Annotated in this window: 5 protein-coding genes and 3 pseudogenes; 4 read left to right on the top strand and 4 right to left on the bottom strand. The window is 30.3% G+C overall.

Going from position 1 to position 6,588, the window contains the following annotated elements:
- Positions 1 to 232, top strand: a 232-nt coding sequence (locus E0H79_RS14875) for a transposase (RefSeq protein ID WP_171458237.1), incomplete at its 5' end; no start/stop codon positions are given.
- Positions 233 to 254: 22 nt separating this feature from the next.
- On the opposite strand, the gene E0H79_RS14880 is transcribed toward E0H79_RS14875, so the two are convergent.
- The 3 genes and pseudogenes from E0H79_RS14880 to E0H79_RS15540 form a co-directional block, all read right to left on the bottom strand.
- Positions 255 to 1,997 carry a DUF4209 domain-containing protein gene (locus E0H79_RS14880; protein WP_131262051.1) on the bottom strand — a complete coding sequence of 581 codons (1,743 nt, stop codon included), beginning with the start codon at positions 1,995 to 1,997 and terminating at the stop codon, positions 255 to 257.
- Positions 1,998 to 2,813: 816 nt separating this feature from the next.
- A pseudogene (locus E0H79_RS14885) lies at positions 2,814 to 3,254 on the bottom strand (transposase domain-containing protein); the annotation flags it as partial.
- Positions 3,239 to 3,775: pseudogene (locus E0H79_RS15540) on the bottom strand (IS21 family transposase); the annotation flags it as partial. The pseudogenes E0H79_RS15540 and E0H79_RS14885, both read right to left, overlap by 16 nt.
- A 724-nt stretch (positions 3,776 to 4,499) precedes the next feature.
- Between E0H79_RS15540 and E0H79_RS14890 the strand changes: the two are divergent.
- From E0H79_RS14890 to E0H79_RS14900, 3 genes are all read left to right on the top strand, one after another.
- A complete protein-coding gene (locus E0H79_RS14890; protein WP_010111312.1) occupies positions 4,500 to 4,706 on the top strand; it encodes a helix-turn-helix domain-containing protein in 207 nt (68 codons plus the stop codon).
- A 216-nt stretch (positions 4,707 to 4,922) separates the two neighbouring features.
- Entirely contained in the window at positions 4,923 to 5,435 is a 513-nt protein-coding gene (locus E0H79_RS14895; RefSeq protein WP_131262052.1) for a hypothetical protein, read from the top strand.
- A 23-nt stretch (positions 5,436 to 5,458) separates the two neighbouring features.
- Positions 5,459 to 6,460: a hypothetical protein gene (locus E0H79_RS14900; protein WP_131262053.1), complete on the top strand. Its 1,002-nt coding sequence runs from the start codon at positions 5,459 to 5,461 to the stop codon at positions 6,458 to 6,460.
- Here the strand turns inward: E0H79_RS14900 and E0H79_RS14905 are convergent.
- Positions 6,457 to 6,588: pseudogene (locus E0H79_RS14905) on the bottom strand (transposase); the annotation flags it as partial. The gene E0H79_RS14900 and the pseudogene E0H79_RS14905 sit on opposite strands and share 4 nt — an antisense overlap.

Consider the following 6,588-nt stretch of genomic DNA (forward strand, 5'->3'; position numbering starts at 1 on the left):
GATTCATAGAAGTAAAAAGATGGCTGATTACAGAGAGCTACTTAAAAGTAACTTTTCGACGAATTTGTATTTTATTCCAGCTTATAGCCCTGAGTTAAATCGAATCGAGATGGTATGGAAGCAGATGAAATATTATTGGCGAGATTTTCAAGTCATGACAGCTGATAAAATAGAGCAATGGGTGGAGAGAGTATCAAACCAATTCGGAAAAGAATACATGTTTACTTTTTAATGACAGCTTAATTAGAATTAATCTAAATTTCATATTTAATTTGTGCTAATAGAAAAATTATATGTATAGTAAGCAAAGAATAGCTAAAATCTATATCCTCTGAATCTAGTATTCCATGACAAATATTATTTCTGATATTGAGTCCCTTAGGTTCAGATAAAACTGCTCTGAAGTAAAAAATAAGGTCTTCATCATTATGATAAATTTTATTAATGGTTTCATGATTTATTAATCCATCTAATGTCTGGAAGTTCATGCCATCATCTCTATTTGAACGTAAAATATTACCATCATGAAGTTCTATTGCTTTTCTAAATGCTTTTTCAACTTGAGGTATAAGTAAATGAACGGAAATGATATGGTCATTATTTAAAAAAGCATCAACGCCCTTATGTATGGTTTCTCTACTTTTCTCTTCAAATACTGGAGATTCATAGATGTAATCTATGATATCTTCACAATTTTTTTTATTTTTAGAAATTATTTCCCTAAAAAAATAATTAAATAATGAAGTGTTCGATATAATTATTTTTTTCATTTCTTCAAAAGCAATACTTTCATCATCATTTAATGAAATTTTTGCAGTGATTCGCCCATTATTATCAATAATTGTTCGATTGGAAAAAATTCTCATTAAAGGATATTGATCAAGCATATTATCTCTTTGGATTAAAACGCTTTTTTTTGAAATGACATATTTAAGAATCAATCTTTGAATAGCTTGATGAAAGTTTCCAGAAATATTCTCTCGTAACATTAAATCCATTTTTTCTTGGCTAATAGTTACTGAGCTCTCTAATGTTGACATGTCTTGAATAACATAATTGTTATAACTCTGCATCGAAATTAATGTTTGGTTTGCAATATCATGCATATTATTTTCAATACATTTTTTATAAAAGTCTTTCAACTCAGTAACAGCAACAATTGGCCTAACTGTTTTTATATAATTTTTTAATTTTTCTTGATATTTAATGAGTAATTCCTTAATTTTTTCATTTTTACTCTTAGACCTATAATATTTAGCTATTAAATCTAGATGAAAATCAAGTAAATATGGTTTTTCAATAGTTTCATATAATTTTGAATAGTTTAATTCCATGTCTGAGATAATTTTGTCTTCTTGCTCATGTGTTAGTAATTTATTTTGATTCAGTATAAGTTTTTCAAAACAGAACCCCCACGTTATTGGGTATTGAATGTTGGCTATCCTTTCTTCCAAGTCAATAAGGTTTGAAATGCTATCTTTTATTAATTTCTCATTTCTATACCGTTGAGATAATATAAGTGCTCTTTCGGCATATCTAATTGTACCAATCCAATCTTCAGTATTTTCTTGACATTTTTCAATTAATAAATTTATATAAGATTTGAACAACTCATAATTAAAACTTTCTTTTAAAACAATTTTCTCGAATACAAAAACAAGACCTGTATAACGAAGCTTCATATATAAATTTTGGGTTTCATTTGATCTATTTTTCCAATAGTTAATAACATTTATATTTATATCTTCAATTTTTGGAAACTCAACAATTTTTCCTTCCTTTTTTGTAGATGTATGTGGATAAAAAAAATCCCATTCACTTTGAATATGAATCCCTTTAACCTCACTAATATAGAAAGCCATCTTTTCTGCTTCACTCTCAAAAGTGGGATTATCATGGGCAACTTTATGAAGTGCCATCCATATATCATGATCTTTTAAATCAATCTTAAGAGGATCATTTAAACTATCTAAAAGTTTTGTAAGTTCTGAATTCATATCTACTTTATATTTCGAAAAATATAAATAATACTAACAAAACCTAAAATTTCAAATGTAATCAAAAAGGAAGAGTAAGTTTTTATTTTAAGTTTGATGTCTTTAGAAGAACATTGATTCAACGAAATATCTATTCTACGGTCCAGCACCTTGCACACAAAGCAGGCATGGTCTTTGCGGTCTATAAAAAAATCTTTACATTTCTGCGGTCTATCTTTGCGGGACCACAGTAAACAGCGGTCTTTTTGCGGTTTTAGTGATTTTTTTGAACAAAAAATTGCTTATTATTCTTATTCCTAGAAAAACTGACATTTGGGTTATCTTTATCTTAAAAAGCCAAAAGTCTTAATTTTCTTACACTTCTTAATTCATCTTCGGTCTCCTTGATTGTATTCGCTTTGACTATTTTAATAAGAAATAAGATATTGTTTTATATGGTAAAAATATAAAAAACTGTCTCCGCTCATAATCCGTTGGTCCCCAGTTCGAGTCTGGGTGGGCCCACCATATAAAACAACCACTTAGGTGTACTAATCCTAAGTGGTTTTTTTGTTTTTGTATTCTAGTAAGCAAATGGTAAGCAGCTTAAATCAACATTATTCTTAACTGGTTTTGTTGTATAAAGACTTGAAAAATAGAATTTCCTGTAGTTACTCAAATTTAAGTGACAACATGGGTATGGAGGCGATCTAATTCTGGCATGGCTTAATCACAATTTAAGTTAATACTTTGAGATACGAATAATGATGTATATGATCCCATTTTTTAGATCAGTTTATTACAAGTTTCTACGTAAGCGTCCGCTGAACCTCATAGTTATTTTTTAATTAAGTTAGATTTCCAGCAGTGTGGTCGTAATTCATCTAGTCGGGACACTTTATGTGTTGACAGCCTTTTTAGCATATCACTTAAATAGGCATAGGAATCCAATCCATTCAGCTTTGCTGACTGAATGAGGCGTGTCATATTAGCCGCTCACTTACAACTGCGCAGCGAGTCAGTAAACAACCAGTTCTTACGTCCCAAGGCCTACGGACACATCTGATTTTCGAACCCTTACGAAGTAATGCTTCTTAGGTTGATTGGTAAGTTACCATCAACCAGATAGCGGTAGAGTGCCTGCCAGCATTTTAAGCTTTAGTTGATCGTTCGAACAGTTAGAGAACTCGATAGCCGCGTTAGATGGTGTTGGTTGAGCCATTAATACAGTTGTTCCATGAACGGTTGACTAGGTTGTTGACAGTAGTGGCATGAATCCGCTGATTGACAGCGGTTTCATGCAGCCACCGGCCAATAGGGGGCCATTGGTAACAATCAACATCTAACAGTAAACTCGAAGTCTTCAAGCTTGCTTTTAATAACACAATAAAGCTTGATTTGAGGTATCCATTAAAGCGTTCAACTTTATCTTTGATTTGTGCAGAGTAGCGCTTACATATGCTGGGGCGAAAGCCATATTTTTTAGCACAGTCGAGCAGTTTAGGGTTTCAGTATGGTGACTGGTTATAATGTTGCAAGATATTCCCTTAAGATCGATCCTGACCTTTCCTAGATATCCAAGCTCTAAAATTTCTTGGTAGAGTACAACGGCAGGAATCCATTCAGGATAAGGAGTATTTACGCGTTCAAGAAAATAAGGTTTATATGAGTCAAGAATACTTATTCTAGGTTGTAAGCCGATACTGTAGTGTGGACTTTTGCTGTAAATATTTACGCACGGTATTTTTAGATTCCGCAAGTTCTCAACTCATTACCTTAAATAAACCTTGTTTATACAGTGTTTAAACTGTAACTTCTTGCTCCAAAGTTAACATATTTGAGCAGTTCCAAATGACTACTATATTAACTAAGTGGCAGTTTTTAAATGCCGCTAGAGGGATATTTTACACTGCCGCTAAAATATTATAATTAAACCCAATTGATATATTAACTTAACCTATTGAGATGTTGTCATAATGGGGTTAATTAATTGTATGATAAATTTTAGGTATAAGCTTATTTATTAGGAAATTGTGCTTTTAAATAATCTGGTTTGAGCGCCATAGCTAAAAAAATTCTCATTACTAAATGATAATTAAAATTATGTGTTTAATATAATAGTTTTTTTATAAAATTTCATTTACTCAATAAGATTGTGAATATTTTTTTATTAGTTGTTTAAAAATTATAAATTTATATATTTTATTGATTGATATTTTAAATTTAATAAGAAAGTGGATAATGAATTGAGATTTATAAGGTGGTTATGTATGGTAATTCTTCTGAATTGAGTGGTGTTGAAGATAGATGTGATTGACTGTCCTTAAGAAGGTACTAGTTTTACTTTTGTAGTTTCATACTTTTTTTAAAAATATCTTATATAAATCAATGTTATAATTGTTTTGTTAATTTTTAAAATTTTATTTAGTAGTATAGGATCATAAAAAAATCAGATATATATATATAAATTAATTAAAAAATTTAGTTTTATGTAAATGTATTAAACCAGATATCTTAATCAACATGAAACATAAAGTTAAACAAATTACTCAAGATAGATTATTGCTATCTACTAGTGAGGCTGCTCGTTTATTAGGGTATGCAGAACAAACATTACGTAAATGGGCATTGTATGAAAACGGACCAATAAGTCCTATTAGGCATGGTCGCAGTCTTCGATGGAGTAAAGCAGAAGTCTATAAATTTGCTTGTGTCAAAGAAGAAGTCTAGAAAAATTGAGATAGTTTTTCATGCTATTGGCGTTCACTCTATTTAGAGGTAAAAAGCACACAATAACAAGAAATACTATCTCATCCATAAAATTTATATACCTATTTTTTAAGAAATATCATCAGTTTAAATTGGATTTAGATTTAGGCTCTAGGCTTTGTCATGCTCAAAAAAAGTCTTAATGAAATTTTTATAGGGTAGGATTTGGAGTTAATAATGTCCAAAAAATATTCAAAATCAAAGCAAAAAGTCAAACATCGTAGTACGAGTCACTCGAAGATTGTGGTTGAAAAAACTCAATTGGACATACTTAAGACTGTACTTAATCAAACTGGTTCTAGTGTAACCCTGCAAAAGAAGGTCCAAGGCCAAATACTTACTTCAATTGCTAAACGAATCAGTGACGATCTTGAATGTTTTAAAACAGCATGTGCTTATTTACCGGATTCGATCAAGCAAGATCAGAAGGTTTGGGTTGAGGCTCAAACAAGTTATGTTTTTTGGTTCGAGCTTTTTCATTATTTAAAAAGTGCTTCAATTAAGAAGGAATCAAGAAATTATTTGTTTAACAGGATTTTTGAATATTTAAACCAAAAAGATAAGACGGAAATAAGGTTTTATATTAATAAGGAGGTGTTTAAAAAACGTGGATATTCTAATCATGAAAAATTATATAAAAGTGATTTTGTGAAATTTTTTAAATTGCCTAAGAATTTTAATGAATATTAAGAGTTATTTTGGAGTTAATTAAAATGAGTGAAATTTTAAATCAGGAAGATCTTGAAAATCATTGTAATGATTTTGAGAAAAAAATTTCTGGATATAGTGAAAGAATAGCGGTTTTAAATTTTGAATATGTTCAAGATTTTCATTTGAGTTTTATAGATAAAGATAGTTTTGAAATTCTAATAGATCGCTGTGAGATGTTGTATTTTAATATTTGCAGATATCAGCAAAGAACTAAATATAAGCATATATTGGGGTTTTTGAGTGTCTCGATGCTATGCAATAATTCTAAAAAATTAAATAATGGTACTCGAATTGAGATAAATAATAAAACTTTTGAAATTTTAAATTATGTAATGTTTTTGTCTGGATTGCTTTTGAAGCTTGATGACTCAGAATTAAAAGTCCAAAGAATAAACTATACATTGTACTTATTACTTAGAGTGGTGGATAAAAACTTTGATAAATGTGTAGATGATGTATTAACCAATCTTGTTTTCTATTTTAGAGCAATTATAGATGTTGATCCATTAAAGCTTTCGAAAAAAGAATTTAGTAATTATGCTAAACATCACAAAGACCGAACAATTGCTACTTGTCTAGCTTTCAATGCACAGAAAAATAATCAGATTGAAAAATCATTAAATCGCTATTTAGATGAATATAGGGTGGCTGTTGAAAATCTCTACTATGATGAAAAAGTACAGGTGAATAGAAAAAAAGCTCAACCCTCACTTGAGGAAACAGAGGTTTCTATTTTAAGTTTCATTGCCCCACCTTTGATCACAGAAGGCTTCTCGGATTATTCGGATGCTCGTGCAAAGGATGATGATGATGAAAATGAAGATATAAAAAAACGTGAATATGATTTTAGTCAAGATGAGAGTACACGCAGAGTATCCTCTTTTGTTGATCATCAAGTATTGCGTCGATACCTCGATCATGTACACGAACCGACTGTGAGTAATGTTTATTATATTGACCCACCTTTTTTGAAAGTTATTTATCAGGTCTTAAGCTGTCATTAAAAAGTAAACATGTATTCTTTTCCGAATTGGTTTGATACTCTCTCCACCCATTGCTCTATTTTATCAGCTGTCATGACTTGAAAATCTCGCCAATAATATTTCATCTGCTTCCATACCATCTCGATTCG

The sequence above is a fragment of the Acinetobacter sp. ANC 5045 genome (assembly GCF_004331005.1).
In the GTDB taxonomy this organism is placed as follows: domain Bacteria; phylum Pseudomonadota; class Gammaproteobacteria; order Pseudomonadales; family Moraxellaceae; genus Acinetobacter; species Acinetobacter towneri.

Excerpts from the sequence above, each read along its gene's own strand:
- E0H79_RS14880 (WP_131262051.1), bottom strand. The coding sequence starts at position 1,997 with ATGAATTCAGAACTTACAAAACTTTTAGATAGTTTAAATGATCCTCTT.
- E0H79_RS14895 (WP_131262052.1), top strand. The coding sequence starts at position 4,923 with ATGTCCAAAAAATATTCAAAATCAAAGCAAAAAGTCAAACATCGTAGT.
- E0H79_RS14890 (WP_010111312.1), top strand. The coding sequence starts at position 4,500 with ATGAAACATAAAGTTAAACAAATTACTCAAGATAGATTATTGCTATCT.
- E0H79_RS14900 (WP_131262053.1), top strand. The coding sequence starts at position 5,459 with ATGAGTGAAATTTTAAATCAGGAAGATCTTGAAAATCATTGTAATGAT.